Annotated in this window: 17 protein-coding genes and 1 pseudogene; 10 read left to right on the top strand and 8 right to left on the bottom strand. The window is 40.3% G+C overall.

Annotation, left to right across the window (positions count from 1 at the left end):
• Positions 1 to 114 precede the first annotated feature (114 nt).
• Positions 115 to 1,425 (top strand): DASH family cryptochrome, encoded by a 1,311-nt coding sequence (locus BG00_RS15025; protein WP_036983698.1) that lies wholly within the window; start codon positions 115 to 117, stop codon positions 1,423 to 1,425.
• A gap of 40 nt (positions 1,426 to 1,465) precedes the next feature.
• Here the strand turns inward: BG00_RS15025 and BG00_RS15020 are convergent, their stop codons facing one another.
• The 3 genes from BG00_RS15020 to BG00_RS15010 form a co-directional block, all read right to left on the bottom strand.
• Positions 1,466 to 1,924 carry a TlpA family protein disulfide reductase gene (locus tag BG00_RS15020; protein WP_036983697.1) on the bottom strand — a complete coding sequence of 153 codons (459 nt, stop codon included), beginning with the start codon at positions 1,922 to 1,924 and terminating at the stop codon, positions 1,466 to 1,468.
• Between the two features lie 60 nt (positions 1,925 to 1,984).
• The gene (locus tag BG00_RS15015; protein ID WP_036983696.1) at positions 1,985 to 3,940 is read right to left on the bottom strand and encodes a hypothetical protein; all 1,956 of its coding nucleotides are present in this window, start codon (positions 3,938 to 3,940) and stop codon (positions 1,985 to 1,987) included.
• Between the two features lie 119 nt (positions 3,941 to 4,059).
• Complete coding sequence (locus tag BG00_RS15010) at positions 4,060 to 4,938, bottom strand: LysR family transcriptional regulator (RefSeq protein ID WP_036983695.1); 879 nt, start codon at positions 4,936 to 4,938, stop codon at positions 4,060 to 4,062.
• Positions 4,939 to 5,034: 96 nt separating this feature from the next.
• Between BG00_RS15010 and BG00_RS15005 the strand changes: the two genes are divergently transcribed.
• From BG00_RS15005 to BG00_RS14990, 5 genes are all read left to right on the top strand, one after another.
• Positions 5,035 to 6,603: an NADH-quinone oxidoreductase subunit L gene (locus BG00_RS15005; protein ID WP_036983694.1), complete on the top strand. Its 1,569-nt coding sequence runs from the start codon at positions 5,035 to 5,037 to the stop codon at positions 6,601 to 6,603.
• Positions 6,600 to 9,026 (top strand): DUF2309 domain-containing protein, encoded by a 2,427-nt coding sequence (locus BG00_RS15000; protein ID WP_036983693.1) that lies wholly within the window; start codon positions 6,600 to 6,602, stop codon positions 9,024 to 9,026. The genes BG00_RS15005 and BG00_RS15000 overlap by 4 nt, the downstream gene beginning before the upstream one ends.
• A gap of 3 nt (positions 9,027 to 9,029) precedes the next feature.
• Complete coding sequence (locus tag BG00_RS14995; RefSeq protein WP_036983692.1) at positions 9,030 to 9,827, top strand: DUF6671 family protein; 798 nt, start codon at positions 9,030 to 9,032, stop codon at positions 9,825 to 9,827.
• Positions 9,828 to 9,835: 8 nt separating this feature from the next.
• Positions 9,836 to 10,006 (top strand): Sua5/YciO/YrdC/YwlC family protein, encoded by a 171-nt coding sequence (locus tag BG00_RS17720; protein WP_249928772.1) that lies wholly within the window; start codon positions 9,836 to 9,838, stop codon positions 10,004 to 10,006.
• Between the two features lie 536 nt (positions 10,007 to 10,542).
• Positions 10,543 to 11,028, top strand: a complete 486-nt coding sequence (locus BG00_RS14990; protein WP_036983691.1) for a hypothetical protein — start codon at positions 10,543 to 10,545, stop codon at positions 11,026 to 11,028.
• 34 nt (positions 11,029 to 11,062) lie between these two features.
• Here BG00_RS14990 and BG00_RS14985 read toward each other — a convergent pair whose 3' ends face one another.
• Positions 11,063 to 12,268 carry an anhydro-N-acetylmuramic acid kinase gene (locus BG00_RS14985; protein WP_036983689.1) on the bottom strand — a complete coding sequence of 402 codons (1,206 nt, stop codon included), beginning with the start codon at positions 12,266 to 12,268 and terminating at the stop codon, positions 11,063 to 11,065.
• 153 nt (positions 12,269 to 12,421) lie between these two features.
• Here BG00_RS14985 and BG00_RS14980 point away from each other — a divergent pair.
• The 3 genes and pseudogenes from BG00_RS14980 to BG00_RS14970 all read left to right on the top strand — a co-directional run bounded on the left by BG00_RS14980 (position 12,422) and on the right by BG00_RS14970 (position 14,774).
• Positions 12,422 to 12,907, top strand: a pseudogene (locus BG00_RS14980) (GNAT family N-acetyltransferase).
• A gap of 172 nt (positions 12,908 to 13,079) precedes the next feature.
• Entirely contained in the window at positions 13,080 to 14,108 is a 1,029-nt protein-coding gene (locus BG00_RS14975) for an NADP-dependent oxidoreductase (protein WP_036983686.1), read from the top strand.
• Positions 14,109 to 14,156: 48 nt separating this feature from the next.
• Complete coding sequence (locus tag BG00_RS14970) at positions 14,157 to 14,774, top strand: glutathione S-transferase family protein (RefSeq protein WP_036983685.1); 618 nt, start codon at positions 14,157 to 14,159, stop codon at positions 14,772 to 14,774.
• Positions 14,775 to 14,825: 51 nt separating this feature from the next.
• Here BG00_RS14970 and BG00_RS14965 read toward each other — a convergent pair whose 3' ends face one another.
• From BG00_RS14965 to BG00_RS14950, 4 genes are all read right to left on the bottom strand, one after another.
• Positions 14,826 to 16,361, bottom strand: coding sequence for an HD domain-containing phosphohydrolase (locus BG00_RS14965; protein WP_028834284.1), 1,536 nt, complete (start codon positions 16,359 to 16,361; stop codon positions 14,826 to 14,828).
• A 19-nt stretch (positions 16,362 to 16,380) separates the two neighbouring features.
• The gene (locus BG00_RS14960) at positions 16,381 to 18,495 is read right to left on the bottom strand and encodes an ATP-binding protein (protein WP_253861418.1); all 2,115 of its coding nucleotides are present in this window, start codon (positions 18,493 to 18,495) and stop codon (positions 16,381 to 16,383) included.
• 244 nt (positions 18,496 to 18,739) lie between these two features.
• Positions 18,740 to 19,408: a response regulator gene (locus BG00_RS14955; protein ID WP_036983682.1), complete on the bottom strand. Its 669-nt coding sequence runs from the start codon at positions 19,406 to 19,408 to the stop codon at positions 18,740 to 18,742.
• On the bottom strand, positions 19,401 to 20,726 hold the full coding sequence (locus BG00_RS14950) for a DUF4118 domain-containing protein (RefSeq protein WP_036983680.1): 1,326 nt from the start codon (positions 20,724 to 20,726) through the stop codon (positions 19,401 to 19,403). The genes BG00_RS14955 and BG00_RS14950 overlap by 8 nt, the downstream gene beginning before the upstream one ends.
• 206 nt (positions 20,727 to 20,932) lie before the next feature.
• On the opposite strand from BG00_RS14950, the gene BG00_RS14945 reads away from it, so the two are divergent.
• Entirely contained in the window at positions 20,933 to 22,387 is a 1,455-nt protein-coding gene (locus BG00_RS14945; RefSeq protein WP_036983677.1) for a TrkH family potassium uptake protein, read from the top strand.
• The last annotated feature ends 5 nt before the right edge of the window (positions 22,388 to 22,392 follow it).

Raw genomic sequence — 22,392 nt, 5'->3', positions numbered from 1 at the left:
TTGAGAGGCGGTATTGTTACCGCCTTTTTTTAAAGCCCTATTAAACACCTTAAAACTAATCTCTGCTCGCTTTTGCTTCGTAAAATAAATGATTTTAAAAACCAGAGCATAAGTATGAAAAAACGTATTCTGTATTGGCTGCAAAATGATTTGCGCATTGACGACAACCCCATACTCAATGATTTATCACAACAACAATGTGAACTTGATATCGTATTTGTGATCAATCCTGCTTGGTTTAAAAGCAATAACTATCAACAAAAACCCTATGGTGTACATAAACAACGCTTTCTAATGCAAAGCCTATACGAGCTACAGGAGTCTGTTTTAGGGCTTGGCCAAACCTTGCATATTTTAGAAGGCGATCCGGTAAGGGTATTAACACAGCGTATTAATGAGCTTGGCATTGATGAAGTAGTTTATAGCGAGCAAATAGGCGTTTATGAGCAACGCCAAATTACCGCGCTTAAATCGAAATGCGCTACTGTGGTATTTAAATCTGTGATGCAAGATACCTTATATCAACAGCAACAACTGCCCTTTGAACTTGCTGATTTACCAACCGGCTTTACCCCTTTTAGAAAAAAAATCGAAGCCACTGGGATCAGTTTATCCGCAGTGCCGTTCTCAGCAAAAAGACTTCCACCGCCTATTATTTTATGTGCTAAACAGCCTATATCAGAGCCGCCAACAGGAAACCCTTTACTCCAAGGTGGACACAAAGCCGGCCTTGCGCATTGTCTACAGTACTTTTCATCAGCTTTACCAAGCAGCTATAAAATCACCCGTAATGAGCTGGATGGCTTTGATAACTCGACTAAATTTAGTAGCTGGCTGGCTTTTGGTTGTATTAGTGCCAAGCAAATTTTTTGTGCAGTAGATGCCTATGAAGCGCAGCATGGGGAAAATGAATCAACATACTGGATCAAGTTTGAATTGCTCTGGCGTGAGTATTTTAAGTGGCATGCAATTAATGTGAAGCATCAGTTATTTACTTTTAAAGGTAAAAAACAAAGCTCGCCACTTACCACTTTTAGCCCGAACCGTTTTGCAAAATGGTGCCAAGGCAGTACCCCATTTCCGCTAGTTAACGCTATTATGAAAGAGCTTAACGCAACGGGCTTTATCACTAACCGTTCACGACAAATTGCAGCCAGCTGTTTGGTCAACGAACTACAACTAGACTGGCGCTATGGCGCTGCTTACTTTGAACAACAACTTATTGATTACGATGTAGCCGCTAATTGGGGCAACTGGCAATATATTGCTGGGGTTGGGGTCGATCCGCGCGGTGGGCGACACTTTAATTTGGCAAAACAAACCCAGCAATACGACCCATACGGTGAATATATTGCCAAATGGCAAGGGAATGAGCACTGCGATGCACAGTTAGATGACTTAGACGCCGCCGACTGGCCTGTGTAATAATAAAACCTCGAACATGATATTGGCTAGCTGACTCTCGTTATAAGCCCAAGGTTAAGTCTTGGGCAAGTGTGCCGCTAGGTTTTTCTACTACGCGGTTAACTTCAACCCCGTTATGCTTAACAATAAAAGTGGGGGTATATTGTAAGTCATGCGCTAGGGCAATACCTGCCTCATCCCGCTTGTCATAATCTACTGTAACAAAGGTTATTTTCGAAAGTTCAACCTGAGACTCATCGAGTAACTTTATTAATCGAGGTACTTCGCGAGCACTGTCATGACACCAGGTACCTAAAAGCACTAACACCTCTTTACCTGCTAATTTTTGCATCAATGTAACGTCTTGCGGTGTAGGCGAAAATGCTTGGTATTGCTTGGCAAATTTATCGTGATCGCTTAATAAACGCTCAGCAGTAACAGCGTCTGAGTGTAGCTTGAGCGTTGCATTCACTGCCAGTGGTAGGGTCAAAATAAAGAGTAAAATTAATTGTTTTAACATAAACCTATACCTAACTAGCTTTTAGCTACTATACCCATAATCGAGCTTAAGTGAATACATTTACTTACTTTTATCCATAAAATTATTCACTTGAGATAAAACAGCTAAGTACTCACGTTTGGCCTCTTTGTTTTGTTCTAATTTATCTAAATCACCGATTAACGTCACTAATTGCGTATGTGAATAACTCGATGTTGTTCTAAACTCGTTTGTCGCCCCCACACCACTGAGTCGTTTTCTTTCATCCATACGATGACTATCTTCATTTTTCTCGAGCCAAATATCGTTAATAAGACGAATATTGCTCTCACTGGTGGTTGTTGCTTTCAATTCCTTTTTTAGTTCGTATTGAGATATTTCGGGATTAAACTGATACACTTTTTTATCTACATTCACCTCATGAGCCTGATCAAGGGCAACCAATTCGTTATTTTTTACAGCGGTACCAATAGTGTAATTTTCTTGTTTATCATAATAATCAGGTGGGATGTCAGAGCGCTTGCCTGCTTCATAATTAAAACGTGTGCTCACCGCTTTATCTTGAGTAACCCCAGTTAATTCTGCTGACTTTTGGTATTCTGTATTTTGACTCAGCTTTGTGGTGCTTGTTGCTATGTAATCACCTTGATCCATTGAAAAAGAGAATTTTGCATCAAAATCAGCTAACTTAGAAATCCCGTCGCCTAGGGAGTTTTTATCACTACTTCCTAGCCCTTGATAACGTGGATCACGGGTGATCATGTTGTCCACTAAATCAGCTACTAGCTCGCGTCCGTTAGTAAACTGCTGTGTAGCAACCGACTCTATTTGACTATAGCGCTCAGCGGCTGATGACATACTGCTAAACGCACTTTTAAAAACAGCGAGCCCTTGTTTCATCACTTCATCACTTTTGTGACCAAACGCCGAACGTGTACTTTTCTCAGAGCTATTGAGCTGGCTATCTTCTAAGCTTTTATCGAGCGCTTTTATGTATTGTTGCATTTGGCTTTTGTCTTGCGCGCCAATGGTTGACATATCAAGCGAAAAATCAATATTGTTTTGTCCGTTTACCGATTCAAACTCGAGTAGTTGCAGCTCAGAATCCTCATCAAGGGTATAACTTAAATTAAGCTCATTATCTATTCCAAGGAGCGCTCCATCAGCATCGGCAGTATTTCCCTCTGACGTTGAAAAATACAAATCAAAACCCGAAAGCTGTTTATTATCAAAATTGCTTAAAAAGCTTAAATCTAAATCAGTTTGGTTTGCGGGTACATAACGACTGTAAGCGCTTTGTTTAGCTTTAAAAAATTCATCTGCCATTTCGCCTACACCAGAAAATACTTGCGTTAATGCCTGATGTTCAGCCTCTGATAGGTCGCCATCTACTTTATAACTTACACTAAATTCGTCGGTGGTTTCGCCGGTTTCTTCATCGTAACCTTGCGCAGAATGAAAAGTGATTTTAATAACATCACTTTCTTTGGTTTTTACCGACAGCTCAAATCCATAGTTATCATCATCCTCATATCGCTCGCGGTTAAAACTTTCCATAAAGGGGTCTAGCGAGCGTTCAACACGCTGCTGACTAGACGCTAAAAAGGTTTTTTGATTGAACCCAAGCTGCCCCAAGTTTGATAAAATATCGCTAGTGTTAGCATAAGCGCCCTGAATATTTTTTACCGAGCTGTTTAAACGCTCAATTAACTGATCACTACGTTCATTTTTTAATAGGCCCTCTTGCTGAGAACTGATAACCGTTCGCAGCGCAACCTCTTCACTGGAGAGTTTATAATTTGAGCCACTGGGTGCGCTGGAAATAGTGAGTAACGAGGATAATTGCTGATTAAGTATTTCATCGACTTGTTGGTCACTAAACTGACTGAGCATTTCATCGGTGATTGTTGCCGTACTTGGCGCTAAGTGAGCTCTCGATTGTAAGCCTGTGGACACATTGATGTGGTTTAAACTATTGACTGATTGGGCAAGCAACGCATTTAGGTTAGCATAATTGCCTTGTAGTTTATTAACCATGATTATCCTTAATCTTCAGTACAATACAAATACGGTATCGGCCAACGAATTAAAAGCTTTAATTCGTTTTTATTATTTAAAAATAAAGTATTTACGCAAAAAACATTCTTTAAAAGTAATTAGCAGGTTTTGGCAAGCAGCGACTTTAATATGTCTGGTACAAATTTTCGCTGCGCGGTAATGGCATAGAAGTGTTCGAAAGCATCGGGTAAACGTTGGTATTCAACTAATAGGCCTTGTTCTATTTCATCCTTTACTACAACTGATGGCAATACCGATAGTGCACCACTATCACGAGCAAGTAATCGCAGCATAGCCATATCATCAGCCTCTGCTTTTATTTTTGGCTGATATTGCCAGCGGGCACACAAAGCATTAAATGAGTCTCTAATGGCGGAGGTTTTACTGGGTAGCACCCATTGTGCACCTGTGTAACCGGTAGGAAATTGACCGCGTGTTTTTTTATCTGCTGGACCCACTATGGCTAATGGCTGACGAGATACCAACTGGCTTTGCCACAGTTGATCGTAGTGCTCAAGTCCGATGGGTTTATTGGTTAAAACTAAATCCAGTTCGTGCTCTGCCAAACCATTTAACAGCCCATCCATACGCCCTGCAGTAAGCGAAAAGCGTACTTCGTCGTTACTCATTAAAGGGTTAATAAATTCCTCGATAAAGTTACGAGAGAGCGTATTAAGCACCCCGATTGATAAATGCTGAGTTTGGGAAATCATCCCTTTATGAATAAAAGACGACAGTTCTTCGCCCTTAGTGAATATATCGTTAGCGTACATTTGCACCCGCTTTCCCATATCGGTTAATGCCAAGGTACGTCCTTTACGTTCAAATAACTCAATATTAATGGTGTGCTCTAGCTGTTTAATTTGAGTTGAGAGCGCTGACTGCGATAAATGCAGCTCTTTAGCGGCTTGGGTTAAGTTACCAATTCGGGCAACAGACCAAAAATAATACAAGTGATGATAGTTCAAACGGCTCATTATAGTTCTCTTTTATAGAACGTTTATATGCATTATATCTATTTTTATTTAGTTATATAGTTTGTCATACTCCAATAACTAAATAAGGAGCACTGAATGAGCGAGTATATTATTTCGTTGTTATTACTAATGATGCCATTAAGCACATTCTTAGCGGCGTGGCTAATTGGCCGACAACCTTGTGCCTCAAATGGCAATGTACTGTTTAAAGTGATGCTATTTAATAGTGTTGCATTTATCAGTGCCGTTGCACTTTATCGTATTTATGCCTTTGGTTTACTGAGTTTCTTATCGCTCTCAGTGACCCGCGCCATTATGCTAGGACTAATCCTGTTCATAACGCTGATATTAATTCGGTTTTGCAAACACTATATGCAAGGTGAGCCACGCGTAAACTACTTTTGGCGATGGCTACTACTTACCATCACTGCCGTATTAATTGTGGTTATGAGCAACCACTTAGCGCTATTTTGGCTAGGCTGGGTGGCGATAAGTTTAGCACTGCACAAGCTATTAATGTTTTATCCTGAGCGCCCTCGTGCGGTACTCGCCGCTCATAAAAAGTTTATTGTGGCACGTGTTGCCGAATCCTTATTACTCGTCGCATTTATTATTTTATCGGTTACTCACAATAGCCTATACATTAGCGATATCACTACTTTTTATCACACCACCACACTACCGCTATCTTTGGCTGAACAACTCGCGGCCTTTTTAATCGCTTTTGCAGCTTTAATCAAATGTGCTCAGTTGCCTATGCATGGCTGGCTAATCAAAGTGGTTGAGGTGCCTACACCCGTCAGTGCCTTATTGCATGCTGGGGTGATAAATTTAGGTGGCTTTTTATTAATTTTATTTGCGCCTTTGTTTATTCAAGCTAGCGCAGCACAATGGTTAATTTTAATTATTGCTGGTTTAACCACAGTGATCAGCGCATTAATAATGACTACCCGAATAAGCGTTAAAGTAAGGCTTGCTTGGTCTACCAGTGCGCAAATGGGATTAATGCTCATAGAATGTGCGCTGGGATTATTTGAACTGGCTCTGCTTCACCTTGTTACTCATTCAACCTATAAAGCCTTTGCATTTTTAAACTCAGGCAACGGTGTAAACGAAGATCTGATTCGCCGCCATATTCCAAAACAATCACCCACGTGCTTTGCTTGGTTAACGGGGGCATTGGTGTCGATTACCCTAGTTAGCGCTGCATGGTTCATTAGCGGCTATCAAGGCGCGGTCAGTGTGTGGCTACTTTTAGCATCAGCTTTAACTATTTTACTGGCCAACCAACATGGCGCTTCTAGCGTGCAAACTTACAGTAAAAAACTGCTAGTCGCACTATTAATTGTTATTAGTTATGTGGTTGCTAAAAATATATTTACTTTAGCACTAGAGCTTGAGCAGTGGCGCGAAGCTGCATTTAGCCTCGCCGATAGCTGGGTAATAGCCCTTATTTTAACGTTAATGATTGCCAGCTACTTTTTACGCTACCAGTCTTGGCGACCACAGGTTAAATCACTTTCCACCCTATTATTTGCAGGTTTGTATTTAGATGAGTGGTTTACGCGGTTAACCCTAAAAATATGGCCGATAAATTTACCTAATAATGGCCACACCGATTTAAAAAATCATGCAGCTGGAATCACCGTTGAGGAATCAAAATGAGCAATCAAACGCATTCAAATCACACGGGTTTATCGTTAAGTGACACTGAAAACAACATACTTAATAAAGTATGCGGTTACATAGCACCAAACTGGCCTTTAGATCAGATGATTGCCGTTAACCCATTTTGGGAAATGCGCCACCTGCCTATTGAAGATGTAAGCGCACGCATTGATACCTTATGTAATGCCAATATGCTAATGCCTAAAGACTTTTATCAGCACAAGTACGACAACGGCATTATTACTGATAACCACTTAGCCGATGCAGCCAAGTTACTTAACAGTGACTTTACGCATGAGCAACTCATACAAACCCTTCACATTGATGTTCCTTTAGTGGATTGGCACAACATTGCAGATTTACTCGACCAGCAGCGCAATAAACATAAAATGGCTTGGCATGATGAAATTACCCATCAATTGAGCCAGTTTTGTGCCGCGCATTATCAGCAGCTTGGCCCAATGCTTCATGGTGATGACACATCACCACAATCACCTTTATATCGCCATTGGTTAACCGTTATACAAGCGGATAAAGGCATTAGTATTGTAATGGATGAAAAGCATTTAAATGGCTACTTTAAACAACTGCCCACTTGCGCTGATGAACTGATTGCACTAACACTCTCAACGCTTAACATAGATAACGACTCGTTAGAGTTATACGCGCACTCATTGCTCTTAGATATTAACGGTTGGGCATCGTGGTTGGCGTATTTGCGATTCCAAGGCCAACTTTACGCTAAACCCAAAGATGACATGAAACAGCTACTGGCCATGCGAATGGCATGGGACTTGGTTATTTGGCAGTATCTGGCAGATCATGATAGTGCTTCATTTAAACAACTACAAAGTCAGTGGCAGCAAGAAAAGTCACTCGTAGTTGAGCGCCTGCATGCACACAAATTAGCACAAAAGCCATTATGGGTGTGGGCAAAAGCACTGGAGCTAAGCTATCAATACCCGCTTAATCATGCACTGCAAAGCGCCACTAAAACCCCAGTGAACAACGCTCAATTACAAGCGGTGTTTTGTATTGATGTACGCTCAGAGGTTATTCGCCGCGCGCTTGAATCGCAAAGTAAAAATATAGAAACCTTCGGCTTTGCCGGTTTTTTTGGATTGCCACTAGAATATCAAGAAAATGGTAGTGCAATTACTCGTCCTCAACTACCAGGGCTACTCAAACCAGCAATACATGCCACACAAACACACAAAGACGCGGCGCTTGAAGCATCTCGTCAAAATAGTGCTACATGGCAAAGTTGGTCAAAATCAGCCCCCTCATCGTTTTCTATGGTTGAATCGGCAGGCTGGCTGTATGCATTTAAATTAATAAAAAATACCTTTTTATCTAAAGGTAAAGCTAAAAAGTGCGCAACCACTAACTGGCAACTAACACAAAACCAGCAACAACTGACCCTAAAAGACAAAACCGACTTAGCTCAAAAAGTGCTTAACACCTTAGGAATAAAAGAGTTTGCGCCGCATGTTATGTTAGTGGGCCACGCCAGCCATACAACTAATAACTTGCACAGCGCTGGCCTAGAATGTGGGGCCTGTGGAGGGCAAAGTGGCGAAGTTAATGTACGCGTGCTAGCAAACTTACTAAACGATACCCAAGTACGCCAAGCGCTTAAAGAGCGAGGGCTAACACTGGCACAGAGCACGCAATTTATTGCCGCTATTCATAACACAACCACGGATGTCATCACCGGTTACGATACCGAGCTTAATGACAACCTAAAAAAATGGCTAACCGTTGCCACGCAAACCGCTCAGCAAGAACGTTTAGTAAATATCGACCCACAGTTAGTTAATAAAACCGCAGATGAAATTAACCATGCTTATCATCAACGTGCCCGCGATTGGTCGCAAGTACGTCCAGAATGGGGGCTTGCTAATAACGCCGCCTTTATTGTTGCACCACGAGCATGGACTCGCAGTGTTAACTTACAAGGACGCTGCTTTTTACATGATTATGAATGGGAAAACGATAACGAATTTGCGGTATTAGAACTGATCATGACCGCCCCCATGATAGTAGCCCATTGGATCAATAGTCAATATAATGCCTCGGTTACCGACAACCATAAATACGGCAGTGGTAATAAAATACTCCACAATGCAGTTGGCGGTAATATTGGATTATTTGAAGGTAATGGCGGTGACCTTCGTATTGGCTTAGCCATGCAATCACTGCACAACGGGGATAAATGGATGCACGAACCGATTCGCCTTAATGTATATATTGCTGCACCGCAATCTGCAATCGCGGCAATTTATAACAAGCATACGATGGTGAAGGAGCTGATTGATAACCATTGGCTCACTCTCATTCGCTGGGGCGATGATAATACTCTCGAGCAGTTCGAAAATGGATATTTCTCAACTATTTCAGCCTCTAATGAACAAATATAAGCTATGCCAAAGATAGTCATTGCCACGAAACATAAAAAAGCACCTTTAGTGGCCCCTGCTCTAGAGCCACTTGGTTTTAAGGTATTCACTACTGATTTATTTGATACCGATACACTTGGGATGTTTAGTCACGAAGTACAACGTCATGGCAGTGCCAACACCGCGGCACTGACAAAAGCTCAGCGCGCATGTGAACTCACAGGCGAGCAATTTGGGCTTGGCAGTGAAGGCAGTTTTGGTGGTGGGCCGTATCCGGGTTTAATGAACTGGGACGAAGAAGTTATTTGTTTTTATGATAAACACAATAACAATGCTATTTATGGATATGCTGGCGGACCATTTTCGCCCAGCAGTTTAACTATAAACAGTGAAACTAGTACTGAATCAATCACTACTGCATGTCAGCGCTATGAAAACCAGCATTGGATACTTGACGACACCCAAACGCTTCATAAAGGGCTTAGCATAGAAGCGCTTATTGCTTTGTATACAGAAAAAACGCCAAGCACAGGTACAATCACGCCTGATCTGAGGGCCATGTATAGCCCGCAACGCCAAGTAATTGTTAGCCAAGCTGCAGAAGATCTTGCAAGGCGACTATCATCAACATGCCCACAGTGCCAAAACCCTAACTTTGTTGCTAAACAAGTTACAAAAGGCTTGCCCTGTGAGCTATGTAATATGCCAACAGAACAAATGAAATCAACTACTTCAGTGTGTGATAGTTGCGGCTTTAGCCACATTGAAACGAATAAAAAACGCGTTGCTGATGCAACGTATTGCCAGTTTTGTAATCCTTAAGAGTTATTATGACATCATTACAACCTACTCAATTATTGAATACTGAAGAGCGTATTAACCAAGCCGTGGCACTATTAAAAGCGGGCGAATGCGTTGCCTTACCCACAGAAACTGTATATGGCCTTGCTGCCGATGCTTGCGCAGAAAATTCCACACGATTTTGGGAGCTCGTGAGGTAATCTTTTTTGATGTTTTTCCACTCGTAAACCAAAAGCACGCTTAATAAAATTAAGCCACCCAACAGCAAAAAACAGAAGAGTTTCCATAAATTATTTTTTATTAGTGCCATCTAATTCTCACAACCCCGCCACAACCTGTTTGGTAGTGTGTTATGTATTTGGGCTCTTAAATGCATTTTATGGCTAGCTTGGTTTTTTTCAAGCAATTTTATTGCAAAATTAAGAAAACACACACAAACAAACACCTTTAATTAATAATAAAGTAACATTAATTAACGACCGGCAAGCTCGATAAAAGCATTATTGTTATTGCTAAGCTAAGGCCTCGTTGTATCCTTGCATTTAATAAACGATATTATTAAGCGACCATTGTAGTTTATTTATTAAATATAATATTAATTTAAAACAATAGCTTTAGTTATAAACTGCAAGCCAAATTAACCCTTGCATCAAGCGCTTTAGTTTAGTCACAATTTTGCAATAATCATCAGTGATAATAGCTGCATTATTAGTCAACCAAGCTTTATAAGACCCTCATGAGCGAATCTATGGTGCAATTAACCTTTGCACTACCGTCATTTGAAGATCCTATGTCTGCGGCAATGAGCCACAGCATGGAATTTGAAACGCTATCGCAGGATGCTAACAGTCAGCATCAAATCACACTGCAATGCGTTTTACCTGAAGCGGCCCATGAAAGTGATATTATTTCACTAAGCGCAACTTTACCAAATGCACGAGCGGCTCAATACTACACAGAAAAAACACTCAATTTATCTGATTTAGAACAAAGGCGAGTCAACCTGACTTTGAGTCAAATAGCACATAGTCATGATTTTGTGATGCAAATGATTTTGCATGGTAAACACGGCACGTTAAAAAATAGTTTGCAGTTTGATATGCATATTAACCAATTTGGTAGTGGTTATACTGCACCTGCAACTTATTTAGCGCCGCCTAAGCCGCATCGGGTACGTCAGTATTTCGCTAATATGGGAACAGCTTTACTTTCGTTTTTTTAGTTATTGGCGCACAATTTTCTATTGATTTTATTACTCAATCAGCAAAGCTCACTTTACCCATAGTGATATCTAAAATACCTTGGTTGTTATTATTTAAGCTTTGACGTTGCCCTGCCAAACATTCATTTGCCAAAATAGCAAACAGCACGGCCTCTTTGGCATCAGGATTTACGCCTAAACTCTCGGTGTTTTTGAACGCCTTAATGTTTGGGCAATGTATTAGTAATTGCTCCATTAATAACGGATTATGAATACCTCCACCACTGGCATACACTACACAGTCTTGAGTATGTTGAGCACAGCCATTTAACGCCTTAGCAATCGTAGTGGCAGAAAGGGCATTTAAAGTCGCTAAAACATCTTCGTGATTTAGTCTTTGTGTCGTTGAATGCATTTGTGCCGCCCGTAAATAAGCTAAATTAAACACCTCAGGTCCGGTTGTTTTAGGCAGTGGTAATTTAAAAAACGCGTTATCGGTAAGCGCAGCAAGAAGCTTTGTATTCACTTTACCAGCTTTGGCAAGTTTAGCTCCCTCATCATAATGCAGCCCTTTAAAATAATGCTGTACATAAGCATCCATAATAGTATTGCCAGGGCCAATGTCAGAGCTAAAGACCGCTCCAGTATCGCCGTTTTTAGGTAAAAATGTTAAATTAGCAATGCCCCCCATGTTGAGTAAAATACGATTTTCATTTGGGCTGGCAAAAAACAAATAATCTCCATACACAGCTAATGGTGCGCCTTCACCACCAGCAGCAATATGCTTTTGCCTAAAGTCACCTACCGTGGTAATGCCTGTAGTAACCGCTATTTGATCACTGTCACCAACTTGTAGCGTGCCATTTTTAAAATCGTGGTGGTTATGTTGGGATTGCGGGCAGTGATAAATAGTTTGCCCGTGACTGGCTATTACATCAATGTCGGCTGGATTTACTTGCCACAGTGCTAAACACTGATTAACCATAGCACCATGGAGTTTACCTACCCACGGATGTAACAAAGTCAGCACTTCTAAATCGCATTCGCGCTTAGCAAACACCTGTTTTATTTTAGTTTTATACTCGTCGTTGTACTCAACCGTGGTGAATTTTAATACCTCTATTTGGGTATGCAAACCCGCTCCGGTTATTTTACATAGCGCCACATCTAAACCATCTAAAGAGGTACCACTCATTAGGCCAATAATTAATCGACTGGACTTTTGAGCGCTGTTATAAAGGGCGGCGATATGAGGATGCATAGTGACTCTGTGTAGGTACTTTTTACTATATTTTAAAAGAGTTTAAAGCAAAGTTATAGCTGTATACACTTTAATTTTAAAAAGATAGGTTCATTGTTTAAACGCCTAAAGCTTGCTAGGTTATTGGTTGATAATAATAAACTTATTTACCATATGATGATTTTACGTGAGTTCAAGCAACACGATACCTTTCAAATAGTAACCATTTTGAACGTTCAGCAAGTAGCACGCTATTTATCCTCTAAAATTCCATTTCCGTATAAGCAGGCAGATGCGAATTGGTGGGTAAACCAGGGAGCAAAATGTGGCATCATTAAAGCCATCGAAGTTGACGGTCTGTGCGTTGGGTGTATTGGTATTACCCTTGGTGAATTTGAGTATAGCCGCAGTGGCGAAAATAGGCTATTGGCTTAGTTAGCAATATTGGGGGCAAGGTATTATCACCCAAGCCATTCTAAAGAAGTGTTTAAAAGTACTAATTTAAACCGTATTTATGCGGCTGTATTTGCTGGTAATGCTGGCTCAATGAAGGCGTTGCTTAAAAGTGGCTTCAATACCGAGGCTATTTTAAAACAAGCAATTTATAAAAATGGTCACTATTTTGATAGCTATATATTTAGCATGCTAAAAACAGAGTAATTATTCTAATTAAATGTTGGCAAAGGTTGAATTAACTCCCTCTCGCCCAAAGCTCGTGTATCAAGGTACAAATTTTATCTGCCTATCCGCGCATTATTGTTGAGCCGTGTATTGTTTTAAAGCTTAAACATTCGGTAATAGGTGGTTTTTTCAGTTTATTTTGGAGATTTTTATGTCTACAACTAGCCGTCAATTTACTTTAGCCTCGCGCCCACATGGCGCCCCTACCAATGAAAACTTTGAATTTAAAAGCAAAGAGCTTCCATCGTTAAAAGAGGGCGAAGTACTGCTGCGTACAATTTACTTATCACTAGACCCCTACATGCGTGGCCGTATGAGCGATGCTAAATCGTATGCCGACCCCGTCGAAATTGGTGATGTAATGGTTGGTGCAACGGTGTGCCAAGTAGAAACATCTAAAAACAATAAATTTAGCGAAGGCGAATGGGTATTAGCGTACACAGGTTGGCAAACTTACGCCATCTCAAATGGCGAAGGCTTAATGTCATTAGGTAAAGAGCCAACAAACCCTTCATACGCATTGGGAATTATGGGTATGCCTGGCTTTACCGCCTACATGGGTTTACTCGATATTGGCGCCCCTAAAGCAGGAGAAACCGTGGTCGTTGCTGCTGCAACAGGGCCTGTCGGTGCAACGGTTGGCCAAATTGCTAAAATTAAAGGCTGTAAAGTCGTAGGGGTTGCCGGTGGCAGCGAAAAATGTGCTCATGCCGTTGAAAAGCTAGGCTTTGATGCCTGTATTGATCACAAAGCCGATAACTTTGCCGAGCAATTAGAAAAAGCATGTGACCAAGGCATTGATGTTTATTATGAAAATGTGGGCGGAAAAGTGTTTGACGCCGTATTACCTTTGCTTAATACCTCAGCGCGTGTGCCTATCTGTGGTTTGGTATCGCAATATAATGCGACCAGCTTGCCTGAGGGCCCAGACCGCATGGGCATGTTAATGGGGCAATTACTAACTAAGCGCATCAAAATGCAAGGCTTTATTATTTTTGATGATTATGGCCACCGCTATGACGAGTTTGCAAACGACATGCAAAAATGGCTACAAGACGGAAAAATTCAATACCGCGAACATCTAGTAGAAGGCATTGAAAACACCATCAGTGCATTTAACGACATGATCAGTGGGAAGAGCTTTGGTAAAACCGTAGTAAAGATTAACAGCCCACTATAATAACATTCAGGCTGTGTTGTAATTCAACACAGCTCAATAAGGAAGAAAATGATTAAACTACACCATTTAAATAAATCTCGCTCTAAACGTATTATTTGGTTACTAGAAGAGCTTGAGGTTGATTACGAAATTGTTGCTTACCAACGTAACACTGAGACTTTTTTAGCCCCTGATGAGCTTAAAAATGTGCATCCACTGGGCAAATCGCCAGTTATAGAAGATGATGGCTTAGTGATCGCCGAGTCTGGCGCTATCACAGATTACCTGATCACTAAATATGGCAAAGGTAAATTTGCCCCAAAAGCAGGCACCCCTGATTACGTTGACTACCAGCAATGGCTACATTTTGCAGAAAGCTCAGCAATTTTACCGCTTTTACTCAAAATGTTTGTGCAAAAAGATGGTGCTAAAACCCAGTTTTTAGAGGGCTATGCTGATGCAGAAACCGCTAAAGTGATTAGCTACTTTAACAGCCGTCTTGAAGGCAAGCGTTATTTAGTGGGCGAGACCCTAACCGGTGCCGATTTTATGATGTCGTTTATTGTTGAAATCGTTAAAAATGCAGGCCAGTTAGAGCACTTTAAAAACCTGCTTAAATACGATGAGCAATTACAATCTCATGAAAAATTTCATACCGCTAACGAGTTAGAAGCCAAGTACGACTAACTTACCTTTCGCTTTGATTGTGGTTTCACAGTCAAAGCGATACCCGCTTTTCTACTCAGGTCTATCAAGATAAATTTGTTTGAAATCATTAAAATGTGCTTCAAAAAGTGCAACTAAGTTTGGATCAAAATGATTACCTGCACCTTTAATTATTTCCGCTTTTGCGTCATCCATACTCCAAGGCTCTTTATAACAACGGCGACAACATAACGCATCAAACACATCAGCAATCGCAGTAATTCGTCCCTCTAAACTGATTTCTTGCTGTTTTTTTGCGTGCGGATAACCGGCTCCATCCCAACGCTCGTGATGATCAATCGCAATGTTTGCAGCCATATCAATAACAGGATTAGCTGTCCCTTTGAGAATTTCCCAGCCCTTAGTGGTATGCTGTTTCATAATTTCCCACTCGTCAGCATCTAATTTAGCCGGCTTGTTTAAAATGAGATCTGGTACACCTACCTTTCCTACATCATGTAATTGCGCAGCTAGGCTAATTTTATCGCAGTACGCTTGATTTTGATTATGCAGCTGCGCGAGTAATTTTGCATATAAGCCAACCCTAATTACGTGAGATCCCGTTTCCTTGGAGCGCGACTCCATGGCACCTCCCATCAGTGAAATAGCCAGCTGCTGGGTTTCTTCAATTGAATTAGCTAATAATAAACTTTCAAATGTGAGAACAACATTGCCCAAAAACAAGTCAACAAGCTGTTGCGCTTCTTTTTTAACCGGTTGCAATGATTGAAATGCGAGTATTGAATCTAGACCTTTTTGTGAATGATGAAAATAAACATAATGATCTTCTGCAATAAAATTCTGCTTGGTTTGTTTCGCCCTTAAAAAGTACTCTTGATGCTTTTTCGGAATACTATCAATACCACTTCCCGTGAACAGATGTATACCTGAGACTTCCCCTTCAATCATTTGCAACTTTTCATCTAACTGACAAATACCAAATACTTTAGGCGCATCAATATATAAATTGGCCGAGCTCATATTCAGTACAAGTTTTAACTCTTCCATGACAACAGAGGTAAACTCTACCAAGTCACCAATTTGGGTAATGGTAGAGATAGCTTTTATTAGTCTTTTTAAATTATAGCGGTGAGTTTGTAGCATACAAATATCGCGGTAGGCTCGTAAAGAGGTATAAAAAATCAATTCAAGATCTTGGCTTTGCAGTTGGCTCTTCGCTTTATAGCCATCAATATCATAATCGCGAATAACACTGCGCTCAGGCGCAACCCCAGGCTGACCTGTTCGCAAAATAATTCGACTATAACCATTTTGTAAGTCTTGGCGAATAAATCGCGCAAGATCTAATCCTGCATGTTCTGTTTCCATTACGACATCTAGTAAAATTAATGCGTAACGTTCTGAGCTTTGTAGTTTCTCTTTCGCCTCAGTTGCACTGTAAACACTGTGTAGTTCAACAGGGCGTTGCTCAAATTCAAAGCGCTTCATTGCAAGTTGAGTTACCTGATGCACCGAGTCATCGTCATCAACAATTAAGATTTTCCATGGCTTAGCATTGCTGTTGGCAACCGCTTTATCTGTCACTACATCATCTTGTAACCACTCCATAAACACACCCTGCTATAAATTAATTCGGTGGCGTTACCGGAAATTGAATGAAAAAATAAACGCCTGTAGATTCTTTTTGCTTTACTGCAATTTGCCCTTTCAGGCGGTGAACTACGAGGTTATAAACAATATTCATCCCCAAGCCACTGCCGCCACCCGCTCTATTTGTGGTGTAAAACGGGTCAAACACTTTTTTCTGAACTTCATCTGTCATGCCTTGACCACTGTCTTGATAATGAATGCAGACAGAGTCTGAGTACTCAATATGAACACTTATCTGCCCTTTTTTTCTACCATTTTGAAAACCGTGAATAATTGAATTCATTACTAAATTAGTAAAAATTTGCGCTAAGGCACCAGGATCAGAATACACTTCTGGCTCAGGCTCCGTTGCACTAATGGTAATATCAACCGGTGTTGCTTTAAGGGTATGATAGAGGCTTTTTAGCACCTCATTAAAATAACTACTTACATACAAATTACGTAATTCTTCGGTTGTTTGATCAACCGCTACACGTTTAAAACTGCTTATTAAATCAGCGGCACGTTGCATGTTTTTTAGCAAAATGTCACAGCTTAAATCAACTTCACTAATAAACTCACTAAACTCTGTTTTACTTAAGGTGCCAGAAGCCACTTTGTTTTTAGTTTCGATTAACATTTCTCGCAAATGAGATGTCGCTGTCACACAAACACCTAACGGTGTATTCACCTCATGTGCCACACCACTGACTAAACTTCCAAGTGAAGACATTTTCTCTGCTTCAACAAGTTCCTGCTGAGTGCGACGAAGCTCTATGGTTTGCTCAAGTAGAGCCTGCTCTGCCTCATGGCGTTTACTCGACATTAAATTAATAGAATCACTTAAACTATCATAACGGCTGCGCTTAGAAACTGTTTGAGAAAAATCCCCAGCTGCAATCGCAGAGCAAACCTGATCAATATCTTTACTGGCTTTAATTAAACGCTCAAAGCTTCTAAACATGGTGCCAAGCTCATCCTTTTGAGTCATATACTTTTGAACATGAATAGATAAATCTCCATTAGCTAGCTGTTCAACAGATTTAATCGCAATATTAATACGCTTGGTTGTTCGGTTAATAAAATACCAAAAGAGTAAAAACACCAGTAACACACTTGCAAAAGCCGCTGCCAATAATGGGCTAAATTGCGCTTGAATAGGCCCAATAATTTCGGTTTCAGAGCGACGCACTATCACTGTCCAATGCCCAGTGGCGACCTTGGCTTTATCAAAATAGAAAACCCCAGAATCAAGAGGATCGTTAGCAGATAATATCTTTCTTGCTTGCCCTTGTGACTTTAACTGTTTGGCTATACTTGCATAATCTGTGTCTAAAATGGCTTTCGTTTTTAGTCCTGAATAATTTAATGTCGTGGCAATCACGTTGTCGCGTTGGCTGAGTAACAAAACATCAATTTTTAGTTGCTGCTTTATGGTTTGTAAAAATTCAGTTATATCAGCAAGTGCTCTATCTACACTTGCCATACCGACAAATTCGCCATTAATAATAATTGGCGAGCTTTGTTCAACCAACATTCTTCCCTCGTAAACATAGGGCTCAGTGATCATAGTCTCGGTATTACCATCACGTAAAAACTGTTGACGTACTCCCTCATAATAAAGACTTGATTCCATATCGACCAAGGGCTCAAGTAACAAACGTTCAGAGTCATTAAAATCACGATGCCAATAAGGTAAAAAACGGCCAGTTTGGTCTACATAAACGCCCTCTTTTAACGGTGGAGCATTAATATAGGCTTGATCTTGATTATCGGCATTAGGCTCATAACCAAACGAAGCCCCTACAAATGAAGGGTTCATTTTAAGCACTGCACGAACAAAATTAATACTTGCCTCTCTATCACCAAACAACCCATTTTGCTGTGCTAAGGCCATAATTTCTGTAGTGCGTACCGCTAATTGCGTTTCTTCATTTACCTTCGCGGCAATCGTATCTGCCGTCTGGCTTAAATTTAGTTTTGCTTGTATAACAGCCTGATTAAGGCTAGTTGAATACCAATAACTCAAGATACTGGCAATAATGAGCATGACGGGCAATGCCAAATACAGCAGCATCTTTCCTTGTAAAGAGTGTATGAGTGGTAGTCGCATAATTTTAGGCTTAAACAAGCAAGCCAACATCCTGAGGATTTGAAGTATTAAGCTTAAAAATTAGACTATAAAAACTTTCTAGGCAAATCAATTGTGTAGAAATTAATGCAAAAGCGAGGTATTAAAATACCCGCTATATAACGGACAAGGTTGTTAAATAGAGTATCGCTTGGAAACAAAAGCGTTATTTATATAATTAATCAGACTCGCTGAGTTGTAGAGCAAGCCATAAAATTCTTATTGTTTAATCGACCAACCGATAACCCACAGCGGGTTCAGTTAATATGTATTTTGGACTAGCAGGGTTAGCTTCTAGTTTTTGTCTGAGCTGCGCTACATGTACCCGCACATATTCAGGCCGGTTTATGTACTGCGCTCCCCAAATATGGCTTAAAATTGCATTGTGAGTGAGTACTTTATCTTTATTTTGAAACAGCAATAATAATATTGCGTACTCTTTTTTAGTCAGTTTTATCTCATTCCCCGAGGTGGTTACTATGTGTTTTTGTGGATCTATTTTTATATTCCCACAGGTAAATGCCACACTCGGCTGACTTTGGGTGCGCAATAACACCCGAATTCTGGCGAGTAACTCATTCGCGCTAAACGGTTTGGTAATGTAGTCATTTGCTCCATTATCAAGCGCGGTTACCTTTTCAACTTCGCCATCTCGCGCTGACAGCACCAAAACAGGTAAGGCACTCCATTGTCGAAACTCAATCAGCCAGTCTTGACCATCCATATCTAACAAGCCTAAGTCTAATAACACAAGATCATAACTTTGCTCACTTAAACGTGCAAAACCATCTAAGCCTTTATCACAAATACTTAGCTCGTAACCACTGGCTTGCAACAAGGTTTTTAAAAAGCTTTGTAAAGGGGGAGAGTCTTCCAATATTAAGATTTTAGTCATTGTCTTTTTCCCAGATCAATTTTGCGTACGCCATCTGTGTCTCGTTGTTAATTGTTAATGTAAATGTACCTTGGTGAAATTTAGCCACCACATCACAAATAATACTGCCCAGCCCAACGCCTTCATCGCTACTTGTTTGCGCTTTAGTGATCACGTTATTAGTGAGAAGTAACTGATAACATACCTTTTGCTGATTGCTACTTTGAGTAAATTCAACGCTCACTTTCCCATCACCATAACGCCATGCATTTTCGAGCATATTAGCTAGCGCAATTTCTAATAAAGTCACATCCCCTGCGCATTTTGACTGAGCGTCTATATTGGTATCTATAACAAAATGAGTGAGTTGCTGCTGTCTGCGAGCTTTGGCTTCACTGAGTAATGCTTGTAAGTTTATTGTTTGCCAACATAGGTTTTCACCCATTTTATTAACTCGGCTTAACTCCATGACTTTATCAAAGTGCTGATTAAGTATTTTACTTTGCTCATAAATATTACTCGCTTGCTCTTTTATCACGCTGTCACTGAGGGTAATTTCATCATCTGCAAGCATGCTGGATGCGCCCATAATAGTTGCCAGTGGTGTGCGTAAATCATGTGATAAACTACGTAAAAGTGCATTTTTAGCGCGTTCTAATTCCGCTTGCACCGAAATAGCAGCCGACTGCTGGCGTAATAACGTTTTTTCATGTACTTGATAAAGCAGCGTAATAGCGGTATCAGCAAAGGCTTTTTGCCCTTGCGTTAACCGTTTAGTAAAATTAAATCCGCCCCAGCTCGGGTTAGCCTCACTAAGTAATATAAATTCACTGTTGCCTCGCGGTGCTGCAGGCATAAATATGCAAGATGCATTTAAATGCTTACCGATCCGCTGTACAAAGTACTTTTTTTGTTCATCCAGCGTATCTAGGCTATTTAGGTCTTTGGCCAGTTCATACAAGGTGCGGCTATTACTGGCATGTAATTGCACATCTCTGACTTTAGTATTGAGCTCCCCTGCTAGCTGGCTAATAACAAGCCCAACAATAAGCATAACCGTGAAGGTTACTAAATATTCAATGTTTTCAATATGAAAAGTAAAATAGGGTAAAACAAAAAACCAGTCAGTACAGGCAACACTCACCAAAGTGGTTAAGGCAGCGACTCGGCGATTGCTTCGCACAGCAACCCATGTAACCCATAACAACTGCAGCATTACAATGTCTGTGGTGGTAAACCAGTTTTTAAAAGGATAAATAACCATAGCCACAATAAATGGCATAGCTACCGCTAAAAAAAATGCTTTACACCTATTTGATTTAGCCTGTAATTGGCTCATTCGTCATTCCTCTACTACTGCCAGACTAGGTTACTGTCTTTTTAACGTTAACTTTATAAAATTTTTATAAAGTTTTTTACTTTATTCATTAAATCTTTATAAAGCTTCATACCCAGCGCTGGCTTTTCCATTGCATTTAGTCATATTCTAACTTACTTAATTTGTGTTGTGTGTATGTCACGTTTTCATATTTAAAAGGCGCTGTAATGATAAATTGGAGAGTGACGTTAAGGCTACTCGCCTTTCCTATAATTTGGATGGCGAGTGTGCAATTAATTTTTGCTGCGCTTTCGCTATTTGTTTTCAAAGATCGTGTAGTTACTAGTTTTATAGCCCCCGGTGCTAGCCTATTTTTTATTGCCTTACTTTTATTAATAAATTTACGTAAGGCCAACTTAGCAAAAGCTAATTTCAGAGATGCCCTTATTTATGCAACCATCACATGGGCTGTAATTGGCATATTAGGTGCAATACCGATTATTTTAGTCACTGATGTAAGCATTGTTGACGGTATTTTTGAATCCATAAGTGGGCTAACCACAACGGGCGCTACAATACTTTCAGATCTTGATGGTATGCCCCCTACCTTTTTACTTTATCGACAATTTTTACAATGGATGGGTGGACTCGGAATTGTGATTTTTGTTGTCGCCATTTTACCTATGCTGAATGTAGGCGGTATGAAACTACTAAAAGCAGAAACCCCAGGGCCCATTAAAGACGAAAAATTAACTCCTCGCGTTGCCAGTACCGCTCATTATTTATGGGGTGTTTACTTAACAATTACCCTACTCTGTACCTTAGCTTATTATGTAGGTGGCATGAGCTTTTATGATGCGATAGCGCATGCTTTTACTACGGTTTCTACAGGAGGGTTTTCAACGCATGATGCCAGTATGTGGTACTACCAAAGTCATTTATTACTATGGATCTCAAATTTATTTATGATCGCTGGGGCTGTAAACTTTGGTTTGCATTTTCGTGTTGCACATAAAAGAAGTATACGTGGTTACTATGACGATGAAGAAACCCGATACTTCATTTACATAATCATGGTATTAACAGCTCTTTTAACTTCATTGCTGTTGTTAAAAGATACCTATACAAATACATTAGAGGCATTTAGCTTTTCTATGTTTCATATAATCTCTTTTATTACCAGTACAGGATTTGGTGCCGCAGGCTACACCGACTGGCCTCCTGTAGCGGGATTTTTGCTTGTTTTTGTAGGTTATTTAGGCGGGTGCGCAGGTTCAACAGCAGGAGGAAATAAAATTATACGTAATATTATTGTTGCCAAAATAATTAATCTAAATATTAAACAAACTATACACCCGCGAGCTATTTTTACCATTAAATACCAAGGTATTTCTGTAACAGAAGATATTCGCCATGCCATTATGGCATTTATGACTTTTGCTGCAGGTTCAAGCCTACTTTTTACTTTATTATTAATGGCTACAGGTCTTGATTTTTGGAGTGCATTTACAGCGGTAGCTGCCTGTGTAAATGTGCTGGGCCCTGGATTTGGTGAAGTTGGTTCAAATTTTCAACCTGTTACAGACACAGGGACACTTATTCTCTCTATCGCTATGATCGTAGGACGATTAGAATACTTTACCGTATTTGCATTATTTACACGTACTTTTTGGCAAAAATAATAAAG

It is taken from the genome of Pseudoalteromonas sp. SCSIO_11900 (assembly GCF_000576475.1).
Lineage (GTDB): Bacteria > Pseudomonadota > Gammaproteobacteria > Enterobacterales > Alteromonadaceae > Pseudoalteromonas > Pseudoalteromonas tetraodonis.
The sequence above is the reverse complement of the archived record's forward strand: the minus strand, read 5'-3'. Positions and strand labels throughout refer to the sequence as shown.

What these genes read in the sequence shown, in the direction of transcription:
- BG00_RS15000 (WP_036983693.1), top strand. Translation starts at nt 6,600, where the DNA reads ATGAGCAATCAAACGCATTCAAATCACACGGGTTTATCGTTAAGTGAC.
- BG00_RS14945 (WP_036983677.1), top strand. Translation starts at nt 20,933, where the DNA reads ATGATAAATTGGAGAGTGACGTTAAGGCTACTCGCCTTTCCTATAATT.
- BG00_RS14995 (WP_036983692.1), top strand. Translation starts at nt 9,030, where the DNA reads ATGCCAAAGATAGTCATTGCCACGAAACATAAAAAAGCACCTTTAGTG.
- BG00_RS15005 (WP_036983694.1), top strand. Translation starts at nt 5,035, where the DNA reads ATGAGCGAGTATATTATTTCGTTGTTATTACTAATGATGCCATTAAGC.
- BG00_RS14950 (WP_036983680.1), bottom strand. Translation starts at nt 20,726, where the DNA reads ATGAGCCAATTACAGGCTAAATCAAATAGGTGTAAAGCATTTTTTTTA.
- BG00_RS15010 (WP_036983695.1), bottom strand. Translation starts at nt 4,938, where the DNA reads ATGAGCCGTTTGAACTATCATCACTTGTATTATTTTTGGTCTGTTGCC.
- BG00_RS14955 (WP_036983682.1), bottom strand. Translation starts at nt 19,408, where the DNA reads ATGACTAAAATCTTAATATTGGAAGACTCTCCCCCTTTACAAAGCTTT.
- BG00_RS15015 (WP_036983696.1), bottom strand. Translation starts at nt 3,940, where the DNA reads ATGGTTAATAAACTACAAGGCAATTATGCTAACCTAAATGCGTTGCTT.
- BG00_RS15020 (WP_036983697.1), bottom strand. Translation starts at nt 1,924, where the DNA reads ATGTTAAAACAATTAATTTTACTCTTTATTTTGACCCTACCACTGGCA.
- BG00_RS14975 (WP_036983686.1), top strand. Translation starts at nt 13,080, where the DNA reads ATGTCTACAACTAGCCGTCAATTTACTTTAGCCTCGCGCCCACATGGC.
- BG00_RS17720 (WP_249928772.1), top strand. Translation starts at nt 9,836, where the DNA reads ATGACATCATTACAACCTACTCAATTATTGAATACTGAAGAGCGTATT.
- BG00_RS14990 (WP_036983691.1), top strand. Translation starts at nt 10,543, where the DNA reads ATGAGCGAATCTATGGTGCAATTAACCTTTGCACTACCGTCATTTGAA.
- BG00_RS14965 (WP_028834284.1), bottom strand. Translation starts at nt 16,361, where the DNA reads ATGGAGTGGTTACAAGATGATGTAGTGACAGATAAAGCGGTTGCCAAC.
- BG00_RS15025 (WP_036983698.1), top strand. Translation starts at nt 115, where the DNA reads ATGAAAAAACGTATTCTGTATTGGCTGCAAAATGATTTGCGCATTGAC.
- BG00_RS14985 (WP_036983689.1), bottom strand. Translation starts at nt 12,268, where the DNA reads ATGCATCCTCATATCGCCGCCCTTTATAACAGCGCTCAAAAGTCCAGT.
- BG00_RS14970 (WP_036983685.1), top strand. Translation starts at nt 14,157, where the DNA reads ATGATTAAACTACACCATTTAAATAAATCTCGCTCTAAACGTATTATT.
- BG00_RS14960 (WP_253861418.1), bottom strand. Translation starts at nt 18,495, where the DNA reads ATGCGACTACCACTCATACACTCTTTACAAGGAAAGATGCTGCTGTAT.